Source organism: Terriglobales bacterium, assembly GCA_035624475.1.
In the GTDB taxonomy this organism is placed as follows: domain Bacteria; phylum Acidobacteriota; class Terriglobia; order Terriglobales; family Acidobacteriaceae; genus DASPRL01.
Map to the genome: position 1 here is coordinate 1 of DASPRL010000315.1, position 3,188 is coordinate 3,188.

A 3,188-nucleotide genomic window follows, 5' to 3' on the forward strand; every position below is an offset into this window, starting at 1 on the left:
AGGAGCCGGAGCGCGACCTGCGACTCCGCCTGCGCGGCGGGAGCGCCGCCGGGCTGCTGCTCTACGCCGCCACCGTCACCCTGGCTTCCATCGACTGGGTGATGTCGTTGGACCCGCACTGGTCTTCCACGATCTACGGCATGCTGTTCATGGCGGGGCAGTGCCTGTCGGCGTTGTGCCTGGCGGTGGGCATGGTGGCGCTGCTGGCGCGCTTCCAGCCCCTGAAGCAGGCAGTCCACCCCGAGGTCTTCCACGACCTGGGCAAGCTGGTACTCACCTTCGTGATCCTGTGGGCGTATTTCTCCTTCTCGCAGTTGCTGATCATCTGGTCGGGCAACCTGCCGGAGGAGACCTCGTGGTACCTGAACCGCTGGAGCGGGGGCTGGGAGGCGGTGGGTCTGCTGCTGGTGATCTTCCACTTCGCGCTGCCCTTCGCGCTGCTGTTGTCGCGCAACCTGAAGCGTGCCGCGCGGCGGCTGGCGCTGCTGGCGGGGATCATCCTGGTCATGCGCGCCGTGGACCTGTTCTGGCTGATCGAGCCCAATTTTGCCGCCAACCACGCCCACCTGCGGCCGAGCTGGATGGACCTGGCGGCGCCCATCGCTCTGGGCGGGATCTGGATGGCGGCGTTCCTGCGCGAACTGAAACAGCGGCCGGTGCTGCCCCTCCACGACCCGGAGCTGACCCTGGCAACGAGTGACCATGCAGCCGACTGAGAACAACTCGCAGCCCAAGCACGAAGTGCGCGACGTCCACATTCGCGGCGTGGTGACGTTCTGCCTCTGCCTGGCGGTGGCCGTGCTGCTGGTCACGGTGGTGCTGTGGGGGCTGTTCCACGTCTTCTCGCAGCAAGCCGAGCGGCGTGAACCCGAGGTCAGCCCCATGTTTCGTCAGGGGCGCGCCCGGCAGGATTTCCCCGCTCCCCAACTGCAGCCGCCTCCGCCGGTGCCCGGGGCGGCCGACAACCGTTACCGTCCGTTCATCACCGACTCCGTGGACCTCGAGACCATGCAGCAGCGGGAGCGCTATCTGCTGAACAGCTACGGCTGGGTGGACCAGAACGTGGGCATCGTGCACATCCCCATCGAGCAGGCCATGGAGATGGTGATCGAGCGCGGGCTGCCCACGCGGCCGGCGCCGCCCGCGGGACAGCCCCAGCCGGAGGGAAAGCCATGAAGTCCGGCGGGCAGAGGTCGCGCATCTGTTTGGCGGCAGCGCTGGCGGTGGCCGCCGCGCTCCCGGCCTCGGGGCAGAGCTTCTACCAGCCGCAGGCGGCGGCCCCGGCGCCCAAGGCCAACGTCCTGCAGCAGATCACCTTCGAGCAGCGGCTCAACCAGCAAGTGCCACTCGACCTCGCTTTCCGCGATGAGGCCGGCCGCGCCGTCACCCTGAGGCAGTACTTCGGCAAGCGCCCGGTGATCCTCACCCTGGCCTACTACCGCTGCCCCATGCTCTGCCCGCAGGTGCTGTACGGACTGGCGGGCGTGCTGCGCGTCCTCGATTTCCAGCCGGGGCGCGACTTCGAGGTCGTGACCGTGAGCTTCGATCCCCAGGACACGCCGCAGACCGCCGCCGCCGAGAAGCAGCGCGTGCTGGCGCGTTACCCGCGCCCCGGAGCGGAGCAAGGCTGGCACTTCCTCACCGGCGACCCGGCCGCGATCACGGCCCTGGCCAAGGCGGCGGGCTTCGGCTACGCCTACATCCCCCAGACCGGGCAGTACGCGCACGCCAGCGGCATCATGGTACTGACCCCGGAGGGCAAGTTCGCCCAGTACTTCTATGGGGTGGACTATCCGGCGCGCGACCTGCGCCTGGCCCTGGTCGAGTCCTCGCAGCACAAGATCGGCACCCTGGTGGACCAGGTCCTGCTGTACTGCTATCACTACGATCCCAACACCGGCCGCTACGGCGCGCTGGTGGTGCGGCTGCTGCGGGTGGGCGCGCTGCTGACGCTGCTGCTGCTGGGGACCTTCATCGGGCTGATGGTCCGCGCCGAACACAAGCGCGCGGCGATGTCTTCCGCGCCGCGGGAAGGAGGCCGCTAGCCATGTGGCAGACCCTGCCGCTCTTCCCGCAGGAGGCTTCCAGCCTGGCCGCCCAGGTGGACCAGCTTTACTTCTTCCTGGTGACGGTGGCGGCATTCTTCTCCGCCGGGATCTTCCTCACCATCTTCTACTTTGCTATCCGCTACCGGCGCTCGCGCCATCCCCACGCGCACGAGGTGGAAGGAGCGCTGCCGCTGGAGCTGGCTTGGACGCTGCTCCCCCTGGGCCTGACCATGGTGATGTTCGTGTGGGGAGCGAGCCTGTTCTTCGCGGAAAACCGCCCGCCGCGCGACTCGCTGAAGATCTACGTGGTGGGCAAGCAGTGGATGTGGAAGGTGCAGCACATGGACGGGACGCGGGAGATCAACGAGCTGCACGTGCCCGTGAACCGCGACATCGAGCTCATCACCGTCTCCCAGGACGTGATCCACAGCTTCTTCATTCCCGAGTTCCGCATCAAGCAGGACGTGCTGCCGGGCCGCTACCGCCACTTCTGGTTCCGGCCCACGCGGGTGGGGACGTATCATCTGTTCTGCGCCGAGTACTGCGGCACGCAGCACTCCCGCATGACCGGGCAGGTGGTGGTGATGGAGCCGGCGGCCTACGAGCAGTGGCTGGGCGGCGGGCCGGGCGGCTCGCTGTCGGCCTCGGGCGAGCGGCTCTTCCAGCAACTGGGCTGCGCCACCTGCCACAAGGCCGACGCCAGCGGACGCGGGCCCAGCCTGGTGGGCCTGTTCGGCCAGACCGTGAAGATGGCCGACGGGCGCGCTCTGGTGGCGGATGAGAACTACCTGCGCACCTGCGTCACCAATCCCGACGCCACCCGCGTGGCGGGCTTCCCCGCCATCATGCCCAACTTCTCCACCCAGGTGAGCGAAGAAGGACTGCTGCAACTGGTGGAGTACATCAAATCGCTGAAGCAACCCCCGGGCCAGCCCGCACCGGCGGCGGCCGGGGCCAAGGGACAATGAGCATGGCGACTGCCGAGACCCACCACGCACTGCCGCGCGAGCACTACTTGAACGCCGACTACGGCATCAAGTCGTGGCTGCTGACCACCGATCACAAGCGCATCGCGATGCTTTATCTCATCTCGATCACGGTGATGTTCTGGATTGGCGGCTTCTTCGCGATGTTGATCCG

At 67.7% G+C, this 3,188-nt stretch carries 4 protein-coding genes; all 4 read left to right on the forward strand.

Annotated features, from left to right (window positions below; all coding sequences use genetic code 11):
* A partial coding sequence (locus VEG08_12480) for a hypothetical protein (protein ID HXZ28800.1) occupies positions 1-716 on the forward strand: 716 nt, incomplete at its 5' end.
* The gene (locus VEG08_12485; protein ID HXZ28801.1) at positions 703-1,176 is read left to right on the forward strand and encodes a hypothetical protein; all 474 of its coding nucleotides are present in this window, start codon (positions 703-705) and stop codon (positions 1,174-1,176) included. The genes VEG08_12480 and VEG08_12485, both read left to right, overlap by 14 nt.
* Complete coding sequence (locus VEG08_12490; protein HXZ28802.1) at positions 1,173-2,045, forward strand: SCO family protein; 873 nt, start codon at positions 1,173-1,175, stop codon at positions 2,043-2,045. Before VEG08_12485 ends, VEG08_12490 begins: the two co-directional genes overlap by 4 nt.
* Positions 2,046-2,047: 2 nt before the next feature.
* Entirely contained in the window at positions 2,048-3,016 is a 969-nt protein-coding gene (gene coxB, locus VEG08_12495; GenBank protein ID HXZ28803.1) for a cytochrome c oxidase subunit II, read from the forward strand.
* Positions 3,017-3,188: the final 172 nt, after the last annotated feature.